Source organism: Spirillospora sp. NPDC029432 (genome assembly GCF_040703975.1).
Taxonomy (GTDB): domain Bacteria; phylum Actinomycetota; class Actinomycetes; order Streptosporangiales; family Streptosporangiaceae; genus Spirillospora.
In genome coordinates, this window is the sequence record NZ_JBEZWH010000022.1 from 83,209 (window position 1) to 102,231 (window position 19,023).

Annotated in this window: 16 protein-coding genes; 7 read left to right on the forward strand and 9 right to left on the reverse strand. The window is 69.7% G+C overall.

Annotated features, from left to right (window positions below; genetic code table 11):
- Nucleotides 1-74: 74 nt before the first annotated feature.
- Complete coding sequence (locus AB0881_RS19495; protein WP_366618387.1) at nt 75-920, reverse strand: SAM-dependent methyltransferase; 846 nt, start codon at nt 918-920, stop codon at nt 75-77.
- A 350-nt stretch (nt 921-1,270) separates the two neighbouring features.
- Nucleotides 1,271-1,762: a hypothetical protein gene (locus tag AB0881_RS19500; protein WP_366618389.1), complete on the reverse strand. Its 492-nt coding sequence runs from the start codon at nt 1,760-1,762 to the stop codon at nt 1,271-1,273.
- Between the two features lie 1,039 nt (nt 1,763-2,801).
- On the opposite strand from AB0881_RS19500, the gene AB0881_RS19505 reads away from it, so the two are divergent.
- Nucleotides 2,802-3,584 (forward strand): SGNH/GDSL hydrolase family protein, encoded by a 783-nt coding sequence (locus AB0881_RS19505; RefSeq protein ID WP_366618390.1) that lies wholly within the window; start codon nt 2,802-2,804, stop codon nt 3,582-3,584.
- 97 nt (nt 3,585-3,681) lie between these two features.
- On the opposite strand, the gene AB0881_RS19510 is transcribed toward AB0881_RS19505, so the two are convergent.
- The gene (locus AB0881_RS19510; protein WP_366618392.1) at nt 3,682-4,494 is read right to left on the reverse strand and encodes an SAM-dependent methyltransferase; all 813 of its coding nucleotides are present in this window, start codon (nt 4,492-4,494) and stop codon (nt 3,682-3,684) included.
- Nucleotides 4,495-5,010: 516 nt separating this feature from the next.
- On the opposite strand from AB0881_RS19510, the gene AB0881_RS19515 reads away from it, so the two are divergent.
- Both AB0881_RS19515 and AB0881_RS19520 read left to right on the forward strand, forming a co-directional pair.
- Nucleotides 5,011-5,226, forward strand: a complete 216-nt coding sequence (locus tag AB0881_RS19515; protein WP_366618394.1) for a DUF397 domain-containing protein — start codon at nt 5,011-5,013, stop codon at nt 5,224-5,226.
- A 437-nt stretch (nt 5,227-5,663) separates the two neighbouring features.
- Complete coding sequence (locus tag AB0881_RS19520) at nt 5,664-5,870, forward strand: DUF397 domain-containing protein (RefSeq protein WP_366618396.1); 207 nt, start codon at nt 5,664-5,666, stop codon at nt 5,868-5,870.
- Nucleotides 5,871-5,903: 33 nt separating this feature from the next.
- Here the strand turns inward: AB0881_RS19520 and fxsT are convergent, their stop codons facing one another.
- The 4 genes from fxsT to AB0881_RS19540 form a co-directional block, all read right to left on the reverse strand.
- The gene (gene fxsT / locus AB0881_RS19525; protein ID WP_366618398.1) at nt 5,904-10,346 is read right to left on the reverse strand and encodes an FxSxx-COOH system tetratricopeptide repeat protein; all 4,443 of its coding nucleotides are present in this window, start codon (nt 10,344-10,346) and stop codon (nt 5,904-5,906) included.
- Nucleotides 10,347-10,429: 83 nt separating this feature from the next.
- Nucleotides 10,430-11,581 (reverse strand): MoxR family ATPase, encoded by a 1,152-nt coding sequence (locus tag AB0881_RS19530; protein ID WP_366618400.1) that lies wholly within the window; start codon nt 11,579-11,581, stop codon nt 10,430-10,432.
- 159 nt (nt 11,582-11,740) lie between these two features.
- Complete coding sequence (locus AB0881_RS19535) at nt 11,741-13,228, reverse strand: hypothetical protein (protein ID WP_366618402.1); 1,488 nt, start codon at nt 13,226-13,228, stop codon at nt 11,741-11,743.
- Nucleotides 13,209-13,601, reverse strand: coding sequence for a hypothetical protein (locus AB0881_RS19540; protein WP_366618404.1), 393 nt, complete (start codon nt 13,599-13,601; stop codon nt 13,209-13,211). Before AB0881_RS19540 ends, AB0881_RS19535 begins: the two co-directional genes overlap by 20 nt.
- Before the next feature lie 304 nt (nt 13,602-13,905).
- Between AB0881_RS19540 and AB0881_RS19545 the strand changes: the two genes are divergently transcribed.
- Nucleotides 13,906-14,949, forward strand: coding sequence for a hypothetical protein (locus tag AB0881_RS19545; protein ID WP_366618406.1), 1,044 nt, complete (start codon nt 13,906-13,908; stop codon nt 14,947-14,949).
- Between the two features lie 48 nt (nt 14,950-14,997).
- Here the strand turns inward: AB0881_RS19545 and AB0881_RS19550 are convergent, their stop codons facing one another.
- Complete coding sequence (locus AB0881_RS19550) at nt 14,998-15,324, reverse strand: hypothetical protein (RefSeq protein ID WP_366618408.1); 327 nt, start codon at nt 15,322-15,324, stop codon at nt 14,998-15,000.
- A 189-nt stretch (nt 15,325-15,513) separates the two neighbouring features.
- Between AB0881_RS19550 and AB0881_RS19555 the strand changes: the two genes are divergently transcribed.
- The 3 genes from AB0881_RS19555 to AB0881_RS19565 all read left to right on the forward strand — a co-directional run bounded on the left by AB0881_RS19555 (nt 15,514) and on the right by AB0881_RS19565 (nt 18,701).
- Nucleotides 15,514-16,083, forward strand: coding sequence for a YdcF family protein (locus tag AB0881_RS19555; protein ID WP_366618410.1), 570 nt, complete (start codon nt 15,514-15,516; stop codon nt 16,081-16,083).
- Between the two features lie 80 nt (nt 16,084-16,163).
- Nucleotides 16,164-16,409: a hypothetical protein gene (locus AB0881_RS19560; RefSeq protein ID WP_366618411.1), complete on the forward strand. Its 246-nt coding sequence runs from the start codon at nt 16,164-16,166 to the stop codon at nt 16,407-16,409.
- A gap of 129 nt (nt 16,410-16,538) precedes the next feature.
- Entirely contained in the window at nt 16,539-18,701 is a 2,163-nt protein-coding gene (locus AB0881_RS19565; protein ID WP_366618413.1) for a molybdopterin-dependent oxidoreductase, read from the forward strand.
- A gap of 40 nt (nt 18,702-18,741) precedes the next feature.
- Here the strand turns inward: AB0881_RS19565 and AB0881_RS19570 are convergent, their stop codons facing one another.
- Nucleotides 18,742-18,972: a DUF5999 family protein gene (locus AB0881_RS19570; protein ID WP_366618414.1), complete on the reverse strand. Its 231-nt coding sequence runs from the start codon at nt 18,970-18,972 to the stop codon at nt 18,742-18,744.
- Between the last annotated feature and the right edge of the window lie 51 nt (nt 18,973-19,023).

A 19,023-nucleotide genomic window follows, 5' to 3' on the forward strand; every position in this document is an offset into this window, starting at 1 on the left:
GGCCCCCGCGGCCCTGTCCACCCCCGGACACGGGAACGTGGCCGTCATGACCGCCGCCCGCGAGGCCCTGGAGCTCAGGCTTTGATCATGACGCCGCCGTACTCGTAGAGGTCCGCCCCGAACCTGGACGCTCCGGCGAACTGCGCCAGTTCCTCCGGGACGGGCGCCAGCGGCGGCTGGTCGGGGTCGGGGCGCCATTCGGAGATGTCGACCAGGCCCGGTTCGACGGGGGTCAGTCCCTCCAGGAACGCGTCGACCTCCTCGCGGCTGCGGGTCTGCCAGGGGATGCCCGCCTCGTTCGTCCTGGCGTTGAACTCCGCGACCCGTTCCGGAGTGGAGCCGACGACCTGCGTGAAAGCCAGGTGGCTTCCCGGCGCCGCCCGGTCGATGATCGTGTGCAGGACCCGGCGCGGATCGTCGGAATCGAACAGATGGTGCCCGATCGACAGGAACAGCACGGCCACGGGCTCGTCGAAGTCGATCAGGCGGCGGGTCTCGGGATGGGCGAGGATCGCCTCCTGGTCGCGCATGTCGGCGGTGATGACCGTGGTGGAACCGTCGCCGGCCAGCAGGGCCCGGGCGTGCGCCAGAACGATCGGGTCGATGTCCACATAGAGCACACGGGCGTCGGGGACGAACCGCTGGGCGACCTGATGGACGTTGTCGTCGGTCGGCAGCCCGCACCCGAGGTCGATGAACTGCCGGATCCCCGCCTCGACCGCCAGGTAACGGACGGCACGATAGAGGAACAGCCGATTCTGCCGGGCGACGTCCACCATCTCCGGGAAATCGGGCAGCCCCGCGATCGCGAGCTCCCGATCGACTTCGTAGTTGTCCTTGCCGCCCAGCATCCAGCCGTAGATCCGCGCCGATGTCGGGACGTCCGTGGGGATCTCGGGAATGGAACTCTCAGTGGCCAAGGCGTGACACCTGCTTCCGCTGGAGATTCGGACACGGGCAGGCTACAGAGCCAACCGCACAACCGGCAGCAAAAAGGCGCGTACTGGTGAAGCACTTCGAGGGCACGGCACCTGACGGGTCTGGGCTTGGCGGGGGAGTCGACGCTTGGGACATCGTGGCTGAGATGTCCGAGCAGTCTATGTCCGGCTCATTGCATTGGAGTGCGTGAGATGGAGGGCGGCGAAGCGCCACGGTCATCTTCCGCTTCTCTTGCCTGCGAGAGATCCGCTCGCCCGGCGAACCAGGAGACTGCATTCCAGGCGAAGCCTGTGAACCACCATGTTGTGACGAGCCAACCGGGGACGTCAACTTACTCTTTCTGGGCTTGGGAAAGGCCTTTGTCGATATCTGCCGCCATCCGCTGTGCGGTGGCTTCGAGACTGTCCTGTCGGAGAGCAGGAGAGTGTTCCCCCGTGACGTATGCCCACGCAACCACATATTCTTTGCGCAGGACCAGTGCGAGGTCGAAGTTGGCGTTGTGATACCAGCACGACTCGGTCGCGGGGAGCTGGATCTTCTTGCAGCTCTTCCCTGAAGAGTGGGCGTTGTAGGCCGCCTTGGGCGCGAGGAACTTGTCGCCGTGCCTCAGTCGTTTCGTTGTGGCGGACACATGGACGGCGATGGACTCTTCTTTCCAAGCCGTGCCGCTTGAACGTCGAACCTTCCAATTACAGCTCGGCTGAGTGTTCCCTGGCGAGTCTCCTTCCTTCTCTCGGGTACCGGAGGCGGCACCGATCAGTTCCTCGGAAAGAGGAGAACTGATCAAGCTGCACGGGTCGGGCACAGTGATCTTCGTGTCCACGAACCTCGATGCGGCCTCCGTCTCGCCAGCGTCACTGCATGCACTGGCACTCGCCAAGACGGCAAGTGCCATGAACGTCGCCTGGATGGGCCACTGTGTGAGGCTGCGTGGCTGGGCCGGCCTAGTTAGGGTCATGATTCCACTTGTTCTTGTCGACAATGTCGCTGGCAGTCGCTGGCAAATGCTCCGGGTATGAGCACCACCCAAGTTGGACAGACCGAGACTTCTGCTGGTCCGTGGTGGGGGTGAGTAGATCCAAGTCATGACTTGCCGTGTCAATCCGGGCAATGACCGTAGTGCGCGATCAGCATGGCTGTCCAGTCTTCGTCGCGAAAAGGATGGCCATTGAGAGCGCCGGTAGGTTCCGGGGCGGCTGGTATGGGGTGATCGTCACTGATTGTCCTGATGTGTCGCTAGCACGCGCGCGAGACGGTGAAGCGCGGGTGAGATACGGCATCTTCCGCGCTTTTGGGCATCGCTGTAATCAGTGACATCTCCATTGGCAAGACATGCAGGGCGCCGGTGTGGTTTCGCGCTTCCAGGCTGAGCGCGGCTGTTGCCGGGAGAAGCCTGCGGGTGCCGCAGGCGTCCAGCGCCTGACTCGTCACGCCCCGGAACGTTCACAGTCAGGGGAAGGTTCTTCCTCTACGAGCATGCGCGCAACCGGCTTGTCAGCGTCCGGTCAGATCAGCGTCCGTCGCAGAGCGGGCATAGCCGGACGTGGTGAGCAGCGGGGCTTCTTGGGGTCAGAGAGCGAAGCGGGATCGTCTCATGGCGTGCTCGACAGTGCGTCCTTGCTCTCGAGAGCTCCTTGGGAGTGGTGGAAGTCGGCTGGGTGTTCCGCTATGCGTTGCTGGGACGGTGATCGGCATGCAGGTAAATTGAGGGATATAAACGGCGAAGGTTGACAAAACTTGCTGATCATCTTGGGGTATCGGTATTTGGCGGCACGGGTATAAGCGGAGGTGAGCAAACGTCCCGTCCCCTTGGAGCTTCTATGTACGCCTCCCGCCTGACTGTTGTCACCGTGAGTGCTTTCATGCTCACTTCTGGTTCTGTCGTCGTCTCCGGGGCCGCGGCGGCGGCCGCGACGAACTATGTCGCGTTGGGGGATTCGTACTCTTCAGGAACGGGGGCGGGGAGTTATGACCCGGGTGCCGGCGCCTGCAATCGGAGCGCCAACGCATACCCGAAGAAGTGGGCGGCGGCGAACTCGCCCGACTCGTTCAAGTTCGTGGCCTGCTCCGGGGCGACGACCTCGACCGTCACCAGTGGCCAGTTGGGGGCGCTGAGCTCGTCCACGACGTTCGTCAGCATCACCGTGGGCGGGAACGACGCCGGGTTCGCCAAGGTGATGGAGACGTGCGTGCTGCGGTCGACGGCCTCGTGCGAGACGGCGGTGAAGAACGCCGAGGGCTACATGGAGGACACGCTTCCGGGCAAGCTCGACTCCCTGTACGGGAAGATCCGTTCCCGGGCCTCGTCGGCGCGCGTCGTGGTCCTCGGCTACCCCCGGCTGTACCTGAAGAACAGTGCGGGGTGCGTCGGGCTCAACCAGACCAAGCGGACCGTTCTCAACCGGGCCGCCGACACGCTCAACACATCGATCGAGAAGTCCGTCGCGCGCGCCGGCTTCGTCTTCTCCGATGTACGGGACGACTTCTCCGGGCACGAACTGTGCTCGGGCGACGGCTGGCTCAACTCGGTCACCTTTCCCATCGGCGACTCGTACCACCCGACCGCGCGCGGCCATGCGAACGGCTACCTGCCCGCCCTCAAGTCGGCCGCCCGGCGCTCGCTGGCCCTCCACGAAGAGTCCTAGCCCGCCGCCGCTAGGTCAGCGCCTCGGGTCGTCCGCGGAGTTCCCGTTCCGGGGAGCAGGCGTTCGCTGGTGGCCGGTGTGTGGTGGGACGAGGGAGTCACGGTACGCGGGCCAGGCCGCCGTAGAGGGTCGCCAGGCGGTGGTCGTCGGGGACGGGGCCGTCGGGATGCCAGTCGCAGATCGGTACCAGGCCGGGATCCAGTAGTTCCAGGCCGTCGAAGAACGGGAGGATCTCGTCGCGGTCCCGGAAGCGGACGGTGAAACCGGTTCTCTGGGTCTCCCGCTGCGCGGCCTCGACGGATTCCGGCGGGTGGAGTTCCCAGGACGACTGGGCGATGAGGAGGTGGCTTCCGGGAACCACCGCGTCCCGGTAGCGCGCCACGAGGCCCGCGGGATCTTCGTCGTCCGAGACGAAGTGCAGGACCGCGTTGATGAGCACGCCGATGGGGCGGTCGAAGTCGAGCGCGCTCTGGACGACGGGATCGCCGAGGATCCCGTCGGGGTCGCGCACGTCTCCGTGTACGACCTCGGTCCTGCCCTGGGACGTGCTCTGCAGGAGCGCGCGGCCGTGGGAGAGGACGATGGGGTCGTTGTCGACGTAGACGACGCGCGACTCGGGGGCGAGGCGCTGGGCCACCAGGTGAACGTTCTCCTGCGTGGGCAGCCCGCTGCCGATGTCGAGGAACTGCCGGATGCCGGCCTCCTCGACGAGCTTCCGCACGGCCCTGCGCAGGAACGCGCGGTTGGCACGGGCCGAGCCTGGAATGAGCGGGCTGACCTGGAGCATCCGCTCGGCGAGTTCCCGGTCGGCGGCGAAATTGTCCTTCCCGCCCAGCCAGTAGTCGTAGACGCGCGCCGGGTGGGGGCGGTCGGTGTGCAGGTCGGTGGGTGCCCCTTGGGTGTCCACCATTCCTCCGTTCCTGGACGGCCGGGGCGATCACTCTAGCCGCGGAGTGGTACGGAAGGGGCGGTTTGGCCACATTGTGCAAGTGGGGGTGATCGGTTGGCGGTTCGCGTTGGGGTGCGGCCGACGGTTACCGGATCCGGCCTGAATGCGCACGGCCGATCGCGTGCAGTGAGGTTGCGGGCACGGCGGCGAGGAGAGACTTGGAGTTGATGTCTGGATAGTGGTTGAAATTCCTTTGCAAGGAAAATGTTGAGCAAGGGGGGATGTGGGGGGATTTGGTTTTGGTGTGTCGCTGGCTCGTGAGCCTCGCCGGAGAAGTCCTCATTGAGGGGAATGTCTCTGGGTAAATGTGAGAGATGATCCGGTTTCATAATCCCTGGGCCTGCGGATTTTGGAGGTGGTGTGTCGTCCGTGGATTCCGCTCGGCGATCACCATGGCGGCTGTAGATTGTCCGGCGCCAGAGTGTGTACGGGGTGCCCGAATGGTTCCGGGCACCCCTTGTCAAAAAGGGGAGAATCATGGTGGTTCGGGCGACATCCGCCGGCGTGGCCGGGCTCAAGTGGCGGAAGAGCACCTACAGCGGCGACCCGTCGATCGGTACCTGCGTGGAGGTCGCCGCGATGGACGGCTCGCGTGCCGTTCGCGACTCCAAGAACCCCACCGGTCCGATGCTGACGTTCTCGGTGAGCGAGCTGCGCACCCTGATCACGTCCATCAAGTCCGGCGAACTCTAGCTCCGGTTCGTCCGCGCAAGGCCGGGAGGAAGGGCGCCCATGTCCGTACCTCCTCCCGGCTGGCCCCGCCTCGATCAGGGGGGGCGGAGACGCGAATGTCCCTGCGCTGCCATTCGCCACTCGACCAGGAACGACCTTGCAATACCGCCATTGCGGGCTCAATGAAATACGGGGTTTGGGGCCGCCCGTTACATAGCCCTGTCAAGTAAGACTTGACCTCCAATACTGGACAAGGCGATCAGGGCGTCCTACAGTGGACGGAAATATGTTATTCGTTGACCCGAATATCCTTATGTGCATTAGAAGTTTGCAGGCCACCCCTGGAACTTGATCGTTCCAACTGAAAAGAGCGCGCGCCTCAGCGGGTGCGCGACATGGACAGCGGCGTCCTTTATTCACTTGGTCGACTACACCTCACGGTAGGGCGGAAGAGGTAAATGATCAGCCACGGTGAACTGGATCGTGTCACATGGCGCAAGAGCACCAGGTCTGAGGCGGGTTCGAGTTGTGTGAGCGTTGCGGTGATCCGGGGATTCGCTGCCATCAGGGACAGTAAGGACCGGGGCCGGCGCACCGTCATCCTCGGGGTGCCGGCGTTCCGCGAGCTTGTCCAGGCCATCAAGGACGGCGACCACGACATGTGAGCGGACCGCCCTTTCGCGTTCGGCGGGCGGAACTCACACCGGAATGGGGAAGATGTCGCAGTCCGCGCGGATACTCTGCCCTGCCGCGACCGTCGCCGGATGGGCGTCCCCGAAGACGTTGCGATAGCGAGTGAGCGTGTCGGCGAAACGGGGCTTGGCGGCCGCGTCGTCGCCGTTGGCGCGCAGGTCCAGGGAGAGATTGAGCGAGCAGGCCAGGGCGATCGGGTGGTCCTGGCCTATCGTGTTCTGAAGGCGTTCCATCGTCTCCTCGCCCACGGTGAGCGCCTCCTGCCGCCGGTCGGTGGCGGCGAGGTCGCTGGCGAGGTTGACGGCGCAGACCAGGCTCCGCGGGTGGTCGGCGCCGAGCAGGTCGGTGAGCTTGGCGAGCGCGGCCCGGTCCATCTCGAGCGCGCGTTCGGCCTGGCCCGTCAGCCGGAGGCTCACCGCCAGGTTGACATCGCAGGTGGGCGAGTTCGGGTGGTCGGGCCCGAACAGGTCCACGTAGTCCTGCCGCGATTCCTCGGCGAGCCGGATGGACCCCGCCAGGTCGCCGTTCTGGCGCACGTTGATCGCGTGGTTCAGGGCCGCGGAGAGCGTGCTCAGGTGCTTGGCGCCGTACCGCTGCCGGGAACTGGCGAGGGCTTGCGCCGACAGCTCGAGGGCCCGCTCATGCGAACCGGTCTTGCGTTCCGCGACCGAGAGGACGGTCTGGCATTCGATCGTCCCAGGGTTCTCGTTGCCGTACAGCGTCCGGTAGCGGGACTCCAGCTGGAGCGCGAGGTTGCGTGCTTCGAAGTAGTTGCCCAGTTCCAGCTCGTCGACGGCCATGGCCAGGCGTGTCCCCAGCGTGCCTACATGGTCGTCGCCCAGCTCGAAGCCCCTCTTGCGGGCGGTCTCGGTGTCGATCTCGAGCGCGCCCGCGGCGTCGCCGGTGAGCCGCAGGTCGATGGCGTAGAGATGGGCCTGGTCCAGCGTCATGGGCTCGCTGGGGCCGAACCGCCGCCGGATGACCTCGAAGGAGTGGCTGTCCAGTTCCCGGGCCTCCTCGAACCGGCCCAGATAGCGCAGGTCGCCGCCGAGCAGCCGCTGCGCCTCCAGCGTTCGTTCGTCCTCGGGGCCGTGCTTTCCGAGGAAGATGTCGCGTGCGCGCAGGTGGTGGTCGTACGCCTCGTTGTACCGGCCCAGGATCCGCAGCGCGCGGCCTAGGCGGAGCCGGGCCGAGAGCGTCTGCTCGTCGTCCTCGCCGAGACTGGCGGTCCAGACCTCCACGGCCTGCTGCGACAGGTCGAGGAAGCCCTGGTGGTCGCCCCAGTGGAAGAGGAAGTCGATCTGGTTGAGCACCAGCTGGCGGGCCCACTGGTCGTCGCACTCGACGATCTCGGAGTACAGCACGTGCGGGAGCATCTCGGCGTACTGCGTCCACTGCTGCTTGAGATCGGGGGACCCGGGGTCGAACCTGGTGAGCAACTGGTGGCCGCAGTGCCGGAATTCGGCCTGCTGCTGCTGCGACATCTGGCCGACGATCACCCGCTGGACGAGGCGGTGCAGGGTGAGGGTGCCGGTACGGTGGCTGATCTTGGCCAGCGCGTACTGGTTGATGGCCCGCATGGCGCGCGCCAGTTTGATCGGGTCGCCGAGCGCCTCGATGAGTTCCGGCGGGCCCTCGATGTCGCGGGCGCCCGAAAGCAGCCGGCGGGAGATCGGCTCCGGCGCGAAGAAGGCGCATACCTGCAGCAGCTGGAGGGCGGCCGGATCGGACTCGCGCAGCCGGTCGAGAGAGACGTTCCAGGCGGCCGCCACGGGCAGTTCGTAGGCCGCCGGGGCGACGCCGCCGAGAAGTTCGGCGGCCCTTTCATGCTTTTCTTTGAAGAGCGTCAGGTATTCGGCGACCGGCATTCCGGTCTCCGACAGCCAGACCGCGGCCTGCTCGATGGCCAGCGGCAGGTCGCCGAGCAGTGTGGCGATCTCGTCGGTGTCCTCGTCGCTCAGTTCGGGGCCGCGGAGATTGAGCAGCGATTTGCTCTCCTCGCGCTGGAAGACGTCGACCTCCAGTGAACTGGCGAACGATGTCCATGCCTGGTTCCGGGAGGTCACCAGAATCTTTCCGGGGCCGTTGGTCGGGAAGAACTGCCGGATCTCGTCGAGTTGCTCGGCGTTGTCGAAGACCAGCAGCCAGTTGCGGAAGGGGCGGCCGAGGCGCAGTGCCTCGCGTACGGCGGGTACCGCGACGTTGACCTCCTGGCTCACCTTGAGGTCCAATTGCGCGGCCAGTTCGACGAACGCCTGCTGGACCTGGCCGGTGCGCTCGGCCGGGATCCACCAAATGAGGTCGTAATCGGCGGTGTGCCGGTGCACGTATTCGATGGCGATCTGGGATTTGCCCACGCCGCCCATTCCGTGCAATGCTTCGGGCAGGACCGCCGTGGTGCCCTTGGAAAGGCGGCGGTGCAGGTCGTCGAGTATCTTCTCGCGGCCGACGAAATTGATGTTCCGGGCGGGGACGTTTCCCCAGACCGGCGGCGGATCGTTCGGGCCTCGTTCGGGGGCGAGGGGGGTATTCCTGATCGTCACGCCGACTCCCGGGGGAATGATTGGCCGGTCGGTGTTCGGGCGAATCTCGATGGCGTCGCGGGTGGTGTCGCGCGCGCGGCCGAGCGTGTTGTTGATCATGCCTGCACCGGTACCCTGGTCGGATCCGGGCACGTCCGACTTTGCCGAGCCGCCGTCTGGAATTGCCGAAAGTTTCTCTTCGCGGGACGTCCCTTTGTGGACACGGGAAAGGGACCTTTCCAGTTCTCGGAGCGGATGCCGATAAGGCCCGGCGAGGGCGCGGAGGGCGTGCATCGCCGGTTCGGCGAAGGCGGCGTTCTCGCGGGTGAGGGTCGGCGGTGAGGCGTCGGCCGGTGCCCTGACCGTGTCGGCGAGGTCGCCGAGGACCCGGATCCGTTCTCCCAGGTGGGCGCCCAGGGTCGTGAGCACCCTGGCCGTCTCGGAACGGCGGCCGGCGGCCAGCAGTTCGGGGCGCACGCCGTCCACGAAGTCGTAGGTGATCTCGTCCGGCGACTCCGCGGTCGCCGGCCGGGCGCGCGCCGTCGTCCGGCGCAGCAGGCCGCTGCCCATGAGCTCGCTGAGGTCGGCGGGCCGGGAGTGCGGGAGCATCTCGCGCTGCACGAGCCGCATCACGTGGATGTTCAGGGGCGCCGCGGCGAGATGGACCGCCAGGGCGAACGCGGCGGGCTCGGCGGTCGCCCGGAAGCGGCTCACCAGCTCGGCGGGGGACGGCACGGAGTCGGGGCCGGGCGGCGGCGGTGCCTCGACGGGAGTGCCGCCGCAGGTCGCGACCGGGCCGTACCAGCGATGGCCGTCCTCGGCGACCAGGGCGGCCCAGCGCCGCAGCTGGGAAGGGGCGATCTCGAGCACCGGGACGCAGACCCGGCCGGGCGGGAGGCGGCGGGCGGGCTCGTGGCCGGGACGGTCGGGGGAGGACGGGAACTCGGCCTTGTAGCGGCCGTTGCCGGCGCCGGCGGCGGGCGCGGTCAGCCAGGCGGCCCGGGTGCCGAGGCCGGTACGGCGCCACTGGCGCTGCGGCAGGACGCTGATCACGGCGACCGGGCGGGTCCGTCCCCAGTGCGCGAGGACGCGCTGGGCCGCGGACGAGTGCCACGCCTCGCCGACCCCGTCGGTGAGGACCAGCAGCAGGCGTCGGCCGGGCGGGCCGTCGTGCGTCAGCGCGGAGGCCGGCCGGCCCGGTCCGGCGCCGCCGGGACGGGCCGCGCCGCGCAGCCGGAGGTCGCGGACGTGGGAGACGTCGGTGTCGAGGAGGTGGATCCGCACGTCCCGGAACGCGCCGGACGCGGTGATGCTGTCGACGAGCTGGTCGCACACCGGCCGGTGCAGGTTCGCGAAGCGGCCGTCGTCGATGACGATGTCCAGGTCGAGCCAGCGTTCCCGGGCGGGCCTGGTGCGGGGGAGCCACAGCCCGTCCTCGGCGGCCTGCTGCGCGGTCGCCTCCTCGTCGAACTCCCACTCGCCCGTCCGGGACTCGGCCGCGCGTTTGAGGGGACGCATCGCGCGGGCGATGGCGCGCCGTTCGAGCAGCGGCGGGACGCCCTTGAGGAGGTCCGGGAGCGAGGAGGGGGCGCGCAGTACGGAGACCGACGCCGGGGGGCGGGCGGGCGACGCCGCCCACGACCGGCCCTGTACGGGCCGGAGACCGACCGTTTCCGGCATCGCCTCTTGGTCCCCAGACGTCTCTCCGCCAACAGAAGAGTCTCTTGTAACACCTGGGCGGGGCCATGCGTGGGGGGTGGCCCCCTCCGGCCATGGCGGCGTCGGGCCGGTGGGGGCGTGGTACGTGTCCGGGTCCTTAGGGGGACGGTCCTTGCTCTGGCCGGGCGGGTCGGAGCCGCCAGGGCGGGCCGTGGCGGCGCGTTCCGCGGCGTGTTGTACGGCGGCCAGCCACAGGGAGTCCGCCATCTCGCGCGAGGTGGGCCGGGCGACGGGTTCCCGCCCCGGTGCCCGCGCCGGGCCCGGAGGCGGCAGATCGTAGGCCCACTCGTTCACTCGGCGACCGCCTCGGGGCGGCCTTCGTGCTGTCCCTGGTCCAGCCGCTGCCAGAGCAGGTCGAGGATCCGCTGCCAGGACGCGCCGGCGGTGTGTGCGCCGGACGTCGCCAGGTAAACGGCGTTCAGCAGCTGGTCGGCCGCCAGCCCGCCGTGGAGCCGGCGATGCGTGAGGAATTCGTAGACCATCTCCAGTGAATGCTCATCGGCGCGATCGGCGAAGTGGGCGGCGATCATGCTCGCGAGCCGTTCCTCATCGGGCTCCCTCAAATGGAACTGCAGACATCGACGGAGAAAGGCGGGCGGGAACTCGCGTTCGGCATTGCTGGTGATGATGATAACCGGGAAGGCCTGGCAGCGAATATGTCCGTTTCGAACCGAAGCCCTTACCTCCGGATCGGCCGTGTGGACCTTGACAGTCGGCTCGCGGGAGCTTATTCTGACGAGCTCGGGGATGGTGAATTCGCCCTCCTCGAAGACGTCGAGCAGGTCGTTCGGCAGATCGATATCGCTTTTGTCGAGTTCGTCGATAAGCAGCACGCGCGGCAGTTCGTACGGGAGCAGGGCGGTTCCCAGCGGGCCGAGCCGCAGATAGCTCCCGATTCCGGAACCCTCGTCGGGCCGGCCGGGTGAATCGCCCGCACTTCGCGAGGCCGCGGCCTCCTGGGCGCGGCCGATGGCGTCGTACTCGTAAAGGCCGGAACGCAGCGTGCTGCGGCTGGAGATCGGCCACCGCAGGACGCGGCCGAGGCGCAGCTCGCGGCTGATCCGGTACGCGAGGGTGGACTTGCCCACCCCGGGCTTTCCGGTGACCAGGAGCGGCCTTCGGAGATACAGGGCCGCGTTCACCGCGTCGATCTCGCGGGGATCGGCCGGGACGCCCCGCACGTTGTCCACCGGCCCCAGCCGGCGGGCGAGGTCCTCGTCGTCCTCGGCCGGCGGCGGCTGCGTTTCGGAGCCGCCGAAACGCCGCCACGGCGGAGCGGGCGGCAGCAGCGCGCGCAGATCGATATCGTGCAGCGGCCGTCCGGTGCCGCGATAGATCCACCAGGCCGGCGCTTTCCCATCGGCGGACGCCTCCGCCGCGCTGCCGTCGAATCGTCGGCCATCACCCGGGGCCGGGATGTCGGGTCGCTCGTCAGCGCTCATCGAAGACGCCCCTCGTGGGTGGCCGGACGGTGGTTTGGCCCGCACGCCGCAGAGTCCCCCAAGAGCATCCTCCCCATCGGCGCCGGTGCGCAAGGCCCGCCCGGTAAGAGTTCACTGCCCAATCGCGGACAACCGGATGTGTCTGCACCTGGACGCCTTTCACTCGGGCGGACGGAAGCGTTGGACCTCGTCCAGGAAATGGGCCGGGTCGTCAAAAATAAGCGACACCGAATCGACTCCGGCCGAACTTTCGGCGGCCACCGAGCGTTCCCGGCGCAATCTTTTGAGATCGGTCGGAAGCGACCTCATATCCGGGCGTTCTATCACTTCGCTGAGCACATCCCTCAGCTCCTTGATGGGAATTTCGCCGCGGTCCCACAGCACGACCGGGACTCCCGTGCGGATGGCCATACGCAGCTGGGTGCGTCCCGGTTCACGGTCGGGAGGCGAGCCGAGCACGCAGGCGACGACGTTGCGCTGGCTCATGAGGCGGTTGCGGAACCGGTGCGGCTCGGCCGGGCGGTCGCCCTCCGGCCAGTGCACCAGGCACTCCATCGCCTCCAGCAGCACCCGCCAGCGCTGCCGCCACGCACGGTGCATCGTGAGGTCGTACATGCGCTCGTAACTGCGGACGATGACCTCGTACTCCGTGCCGAGCGGCGTCGGGTACGGCTCGGCGGGGGGATCGCGGGTCCACTCGTCCGGAGCCAGATGGAGCAGCCCGTACGGCAGGACGAACTCGAGGACGAGCGAGTCGTCCAGCTGGTTGGCCCAGCCGCCCTCGGCCTCCTGGACGAGCGCGCGCACCTCATCGTGGACGTCCTCGCGCGCGACGATCCGGTCCGTTCCACGGACGGGCCGCCACTCGAACGGGTGGAACTGCCGCCAGTGCGAGACGCGGATCTCGCTGCGCCCCGGGGTGCGGCCGTCCACCGGCTCCAGCTGGATGATCAGGTGGATGGGCAGGTCGTTCTTGACCACCTGCAGCTCCTTCTCGGACCTGATCCGCTCCAGCTGCTCGACGACCGCCTCGGCCCCCTCCGCGCGGAGCGCGTCCAGTTCACCGGCCATCCAGATCCGCAGCCGCGCGGCCGATCCGGCGGCGTGCGGGCGGGGCGCGTCCGACGCCGCCTCGCGGTCGAGCGCCCGGATCAGCAGCTCGACGAACAGCAGGTGCGGCGGGACGCCGTCCGGCCCGGTGTTGGTGTCGAGCAGGATGCAGAACGCCTGCCACGCGTCCTCCAGCCGCGGCGGGGACGCGGCGACGGCCGTCCCCGCGGCCACGTGGTGGATGCGCGCCAGCGACGGCAGCGTGAGGCCCTGCAGGACCTCCTTGATCCGGACCTCCGCGGCGGGCTGGAGGAGCTCCCGCGCCGGGCCGGCGTGGCGGCGTACGAGGGCGGCGGCGTGCGTGCTGCCGGCGAGGAAGTCGACGGCCCGCAGCAGCGCGTCCATGCCGCCGACCTGGTCGAGGCACGCGCGGACGAGGTTGTAGAGGAAGATCTTCGGGCTCGTGGCGGAGGGGACGAACAGCGGCGCGCCCAGCGCCTCGCCGATGAGCTGCACGAAGGCGGCGCGACCCGGCTCGTCCTGCAGGTCGCGTACCTGGGTCAGCGCATCGGCGATCTCAAGGGCGTTCGCCTCCATTGCCGTCCCCTCCGCGCGGCTCCGCCCGCCCGCGTTCGGGCGGCAGTGCCAGCGCCAGTTCGACCACCCGCCGCATCGGCTCGGAATCGCCCTCCACCAGGTGCAGCGTCTCGAGCAGCTCGCGCAGGCCGGACTCCCGGTCGAGGCAGGCCTGGACGAGACCGAGCGCGGCGATCAGCGGGCGCTCGTCCTGGCGGGCCGCCATGGCGATGTCGGGGCGGAGCGATCCCGTGACCAGCTCGCGGGTGTCGCGCCGCTGGAACGCCGGCAGCGCCGCCACCGCCTCGACGAGGCGGAACAGCACGTCCCCCGGCGCCGGCGCGGCGGGCGGTCCCGCGCCGCCGCGCGGTCCGGGGTGTGCCGTATCTGTCACGACGTTCGTCCTCATGGGAATCGTGCTCATGGGAATCGTGCTCATGAAAATCGTGCGAAACGGTCGGAGCCGAACGCGCCGGCCCGATGCCCGACAGTGAACCATGACCGATGGGAAGATCGGGAGAACCTGCTCTTTCCAGCCAACGGCATGATCACCGGAATTTCTGTGTCCCCCGCCACGGTTCCGGCGACGTTTCGCCGCCGTTCCGCTGCGACCGTGCCGGTGCGCCGTCGCTTGCCCCGCCCCGGAGCGCGCGGCACAGTGAGGGTGGCTCCCCGGCCCCCGGCCACCGCGAGGAGGCGTGACGACCACCATGGCGAGCGGCACCAACGAGGCCCGCACCGGCCGGCTCCCCTCCGGCAGGCGCACCGTCTTCGCCTGCGACATCACCTCGTTCGGCGACCCGCGGCGGGTGAACCACATCCAGCGGCACCTGCGCGGTGAGCTGTACGAGCGGCTCGGCCGGTCCTTCGGCGCGGCGGGCGTGCCGCTCGACGGCTGCTACGTCGAGGACCGCGGCGACGGCGCCGTCGTCGTCCCGCCGCCGGAGGTGCCCACCGCCGTCCTGATCTCGCCGCTGACCGAACGGCTGGACGCCGAGTTCCGGCGGCAGCACGAGGTCGCCAGCGACCTGGCGGCCATCCGGCTGCGGGTGGCGCTGCACGCGGGCGAGGTGGTCCACGACGGCCACGGCATCGTGGGGAAGGCGGTCGACCACACGTTCCGGCTGCTGGACGCGCCGTCGTTCAAGTCCGTCGTCGCGGCCGAGCGCCCGCGGGTGGCGCTGATCGTCTCGGCCGTGCTGCACGACGAGATCGTCCAGCACGGCGAAGGGCTGATCGATCCCGCGCAGTACCGGCGGCTCGCGGTCTCCTCCAAGGAGACGGAGACGACCGGCTGGTACCGCCTGCTCGGCACGGGGAACGGCGCGGAGCCTGCGGAGCGCGCGCCGGCGCCCCGTACCGGATCCGAGCCCGCGGCGACGCCCGCCGCCCCGGACCCGGCGGCTTGGCCGGGGACCGAGGTGCCCGAGGGCGGCTTCGTGGAACCGGGTGTCCGGATCCCGCCGAGGGTGCTGTTCGCGATCTCCGAGCAGCTCCTCGACCTTCCGGTGATGGCCACCGAGCAGCAGCGGAGCGAGGTGATCGGAGCGCTCCGGGAGGACATCGCGCGGACGGTCAGGCGCCAGCCCGATCCGCGGATGGACGCCTACTCCCTGGTGCGGACGTGCCTCGACCACCATGGCGGGATCGAGGAGCTGCTGGCCGTCCTGCGCGGTTTCGCCGGGCCGACCCAGAGCCTGGGCAGGCTGGAGAAGATGGTGGACGAGCTGCGCCGCATGTAGCCGCCGGTCCGGGCGGCACGCGCACGGGCGGGGAAGCGCCCGGCGGGATCAGCGGCACAGGCCGCCACCGCAGTCGCCGTCGCCGTCGTGGTCGAGGCGGTGCTCCTGGTCGAGGTACTCGTCCTCCGGCCACAGGTGGTCGGCCAGGCAGGCGAGGTACTCCTCCTCCCAGGGCTCCAGCTCGGCCGTCATCGACTCGGGGTACGGGCCGGGCGGCTTCGGTTCCGCCGCGCGGCGGTCCGGCGGAGCGGGGCGCGGGGCGAGGCCGGGGCGCGCCGTTCCGGGCTCGCGGGAGCGGCGGAGGCGGCGGATCCGGCGTGGCAGGCTCAGGACGAGCAGGCCGGCCAGGGAGGTGAGAACGAGGGCCGTGATCACACCACGCTGTCCTTCCGTAAGAGCCTTTCGTAAGGAGCAAAGCAGTTGAAAGCTACTAGCCGGATGTTTCGGAAGGGCAACGACATGCCGCGTGCGGGGGAGAGTGATGCCGGGAAGTTTTCTCCCGCTTGGCGGGAGGCGCGCGAGCTGGGGCGCCTCGTTTGGGACTACCTGGTCTTCGTGACCCCCATGGCGCGTGCCGACGTCGTCCTCGCGATGGGCTGCCACGACGTGCGGGTCGCCGTGCAGGCCGCGCGGCTGTGGCACGAGGGGTGGGCGCCGCTGGTCGTGGTGTCGGGCGGGCGCGGGAAGGTGACGTCGGGCTGGGCCGAGACGGAGGCGCGGGTGTTCGCCCGTGCCGTACGCGAGCACGGCGTGCCCGAGGACGCGCTGCTGCTGGAGGAGACCGCGACCAATACGGGCGAGAACATCACCGCCACCCGCCGCCTGCTGGAGGGGCGGGAGATCCGCCGCGGGATCCTCGTCGCCAAGCCGTACATGACGCGGCGCTCGTTGGCGACCGCGATGCGCCAGTGGCCCGGTGTCGAGTGGCTGGCCTCGGCGCCCGAGGTCGGGTACGAGGCGCACGCGGACGGCCCGGACGGCCGCCGCTTCCTCGAACTCATGGTCGGCGACCTGCGGCGGATGGCGGTGTACGCCGAGCGCGGCTTCCAGGTCCCGATGCCCGTACCGGAGGAGGCGTGGGCGGCGCACGAGGAACTGGCGAGGCTCGGGTACGGGCGCTACCTGACCGGGTGAGCGAGGGCGGGCGCCTCCGAAAATGTCAGACCCGCCGGATAGCGTTCCGGGTAGAGCGAACGCCACGAGAGAAGGCCACCATGAACGCCTCGGATCTGGCACAGGTTCTGTTCACCACGACGCTGCAGGCGTCCGAGCATCCCACGGACGAGCGGGTGCGCGAGGCGATCGGCGAGCGGCTCCGCGCCGGCGACCCGGCCCGCTTCGCCGCGTACGTCGCCCAGGAGGCCGGCGACCACCCGCAGGAGTACGCCGAGCGCATGCGCTGGGCCCTCGACACCGTCGACCGCGCCTACGCCCCCTGCCACCAGCTGATCGCAGCCTGACCCGCCTGCCCGCGGCGCCGTCCCAGACAGGGGCGGGACGGCGCCCCCGACGCCACGGTGCCGCGCGCCGGTGACGGCGGCGCCCGGCGGCACTGGCCGGATGGAGGCGGGACGGGCACAATCGGCGGCATGGGGACGAGGCAAGTGTTCACTTACTGTCGGATCTGCGAGCCGCTGTGCGGGCTGGAGGTGACCGTCGAGGACGGCGCCGTCCAGCGGATCCGCCCCGACCGCGGGCACCCGCTGTCCAAGGGGTTCGCCTGCCCCAAGGGCATCGCGATGACCGAGATCCAGAACGACTCGGACCGCGTGGTGCGGCCGCTGCGGCGCCGGCCCGGCGGCGGGTTCGAGGAGGTGAGCTGGGACGAGGCCCTGGACGGCATCGCCGCGCGGCTGAACGCGCTGCGCCGCCGGTACGGAGGCGACGCGATCGGGTGGTACTTCGGCAATCCCGCCACGTTCTCCTACAGCCATCCGCTGTGGCTGAACTCGTTCATGGCCGCGCTGAAGTCGCCGCACCTCTACTCGGCCGGGTCGCAGGACGTCAACAACCGGTTCGCGGCGAGCGCGCTGCTGTACGGGTCGCCGGCGCTGGTCCCGATCCCCGATCTCAAACGGACCGACCTGCTGCTCATGCTCGGCGCGAACCCGCTGGTCTCGCACGGCAGCATCATCTCCGCGCCGCGGATCAGGGAGGACCTGGCGGCGATCGTGCGGCGCGGCGGGCGCGTCGTGGTGGGCGACCCGCGCCGTACCGAGACCGCGCGCGCCTTCGAGCACCTGCCGGTACGGCCGGACGGCGACGCCTGGCTGCTGCTCGCCCTGCTCAACGTGATCTTCGAGGAGGGGCTGGAGGACCGCGCCGCGTGCGAGCGGCAGGCGAGCGGAGCGGAGACGCTGCGGCGGCTCGCGGCGGACTTCACGCCGGAGAGCACGCGGGAGCACAGCGGCGTACCGGCCGAGGACGCGCGGAGGCTCGCGCGGGACCTGGCGGCGGCCGGGCGCGCCGTGGTGTACGGGCGCACCGGCACCTGCCTGGGCCGGTACGGCACGCTGACCGCGTTCCTGATCGACGCCGTGACGCTGGTGACCGGCAACCTCGACCGGCCGGGCGGCGGGATCTTCGGCTCGTCGCCGCTGCGCGTCGACGAGATCCTGCGGCTGTCCGGGCTCGCGACGTACGGGAGGACGCGGTCGCGCGTCGGCGCGTACCCGGACGTCCTGGGCACCTTCCCGGCCGGGGTGATGGCCGAGGAGATCACCACGCCGGGGCCGGGGCGGCTGCGGGCGCTGGTGGTCTCGGCGGGCAACCCCGTCCAGAGCGTTCCGGGCAGCGCCGCGCTCGACGCCGCGCTGGACGAGCTGGACCTGCTCGTGTGCATCGACCTGTACGTGTCCGACACCGCCCGCAAGGCCGACTACGTCCTGCCCGCCACGACGTTCCTGGAGCGCGAGGACTTCCCGCTGCCGTTCCTGCAGAACCACCTCACGCCCTACGTGACCTGGACCGAGGCCGTCGTGCGCCCGCGCGGCGAGGCGCGCCAGGAATGGGAGATCGTCGACGCCCTTGCGCGCCGGATGAGGCTCGGCATCGGCGCCTTCCCCGTCCAGCGGCTCGCCCACCGGCTCGGCGTCCGGCCGTCGCCCCGCCTCCTGGTCGACGCGCTGCTGCGCACGGGACCGCGCGGGGACTGGTACGGCCTGCGCCCCGGCGGGCTGAGCATCCGGAAACTGAGGAGGAATCCGCACGGCGTCGTCCTGGCGGACCACCACCGGACCGGGACGCTCCGCCGCCGGATCGTGCACGGGGACCGGCGCGTCCACCTCGCCCCGCCCGAGATCACCGCGGAGATCGAACGGCTCGCGGCGGCCCCCGCCCCGCCGCCCGGCCGTCCCCTGCGGCTGATCGGTATGCGGGAACTGCGCTCGCACAACTCGTGGATGCACAACGCCCCGGGGCTGATGAGCGGCCGGCGCGAGCACGCGGCGCGCGTCCATCCGAAGGACGCCGCCGAGTACGGGATCCGGGACGGTGCGTTGTGCCGCATCTCCTCGGAGCACGGGGAGATCGAGCTGCCCGCCAGGGTCACCGACGAGATGACCCCCGGCACGGTCGCGGTCCCGCACGGCTGGGGCCACAAGGGCGGCTGGAAGCTGGCCAACGCGTCCGGCGGAGCGAACGTGAACCTGCTCGCCTCGCCCGACCCGCACGGCCTCGAACCGCTGGCGGGCATGGCCCACCTCAACGCCGTCCCGGTCGCCATCGCGCCGGCGGAATCCCGGGAGGACTAGGAAAGGGTCCGGCCGCGGGCGGCCGCCTCCGAACGGGCGGTCAGGCGGGCTGGACGGGCCGGTGCGGGGCGATCACGCGACCGTCGGGGAGCAGCTCGCCGGTGTCCTCGAAGAGGACGGTGCCGTTGCAGAGGAGGCTCCAGCCCTGCTCGGGATGGCTGGCGACGATGCGGGCGGCCTCGCGGTCCCGGCCGTACGGCGCGGGGCACGGCGGCTGGTGCCGGCAGCCGGCGGACGCGGACTCGGAACGATCGATCGGTCGGGTCGACATCGGATGAACCTCCACTGCGCCCTGATTTAGGACACAGTGCAGCTTGCCTAC

Bases quoted from the DNA above. Each gene is read 5' to 3' on its own strand.
- AB0881_RS19505 (WP_366618390.1), top strand. From the start codon at position 2,802: ATGCTCACTTCTGGTTCTGTCGTCGTCTCCGGGGCCGCGGCGGCGGCC.
- AB0881_RS19510 (WP_366618392.1), bottom strand. From the start codon at position 4,494: ATGGTGGACACCCAAGGGGCACCCACCGACCTGCACACCGACCGCCCC.
- AB0881_RS19515 (WP_366618394.1), top strand. From the start codon at position 5,011: ATGGTGGTTCGGGCGACATCCGCCGGCGTGGCCGGGCTCAAGTGGCGG.
- AB0881_RS19520 (WP_366618396.1), top strand. From the start codon at position 5,664: ATGATCAGCCACGGTGAACTGGATCGTGTCACATGGCGCAAGAGCACC.
- fxsT (WP_366618398.1), bottom strand. From the start codon at position 10,346: ATGGCGGACTCCCTGTGGCTGGCCGCCGTACAACACGCCGCGGAACGC.
- AB0881_RS19530 (WP_366618400.1), bottom strand. From the start codon at position 11,581: ATGAGCGCTGACGAGCGACCCGACATCCCGGCCCCGGGTGATGGCCGA.
- AB0881_RS19535 (WP_366618402.1), bottom strand. From the start codon at position 13,228: ATGGAGGCGAACGCCCTTGAGATCGCCGATGCGCTGACCCAGGTACGC.
- AB0881_RS19555 (WP_366618410.1), top strand. From the start codon at position 15,514: ATGGCGCGTGCCGACGTCGTCCTCGCGATGGGCTGCCACGACGTGCGG.
- AB0881_RS19560 (WP_366618411.1), top strand. From the start codon at position 16,164: ATGAACGCCTCGGATCTGGCACAGGTTCTGTTCACCACGACGCTGCAG.
- AB0881_RS19565 (WP_366618413.1), top strand. From the start codon at position 16,539: ATGGGGACGAGGCAAGTGTTCACTTACTGTCGGATCTGCGAGCCGCTG.
- AB0881_RS19570 (WP_366618414.1), bottom strand. From the start codon at position 18,972: ATGTCGACCCGACCGATCGATCGTTCCGAGTCCGCGTCCGCCGGCTGC.